At 65.5% G+C, this 278-nt stretch carries 1 pseudogene; it reads right to left on the bottom strand.

The annotated features are described in order from the left end of the window. Positions 1-91: 91 nt before the first annotated feature. Positions 92-232 (bottom strand): annotated as a pseudogene (locus ACPYOG_RS19445) (acetylxylan esterase); the annotation flags it as partial. Positions 233-278: the final 46 nt, after the last annotated feature.

The raw sequence follows: 278 nt of genomic DNA, 5'->3' as shown, positions 1-278 counted from the left end.
CCCCCCCCCCCCCCCCCCCTTCTCCCAAACAAAACCCTCCCCACCAGATTAGCGAGTGTCTCGTGGGCTCGGAGATGTGTATAAGAGACAGGTCCATCAGCGCGACCGAGAACAGCGAGGGCGCGTGGATGCGGCGCGCGAAGTTGACTCCGTCGAAGTACGACAGCGTCCCGAACACGTCCGCCACCGCATCCCGGTGCACGGAGAGATAGGTCGCGAGCTCCAGGTATGGCCCGCCGACGTCGCCTTCCTATGCGCCTACCGTCGTGGCGCGGAGA

The sequence above is a fragment of the Leifsonia sp. HAY1-4F genome (assembly GCF_056755275.1).
Note: the sequence above shows the minus strand (reverse complement) of the source record. Positions and strands in the feature narration are given on the sequence as shown.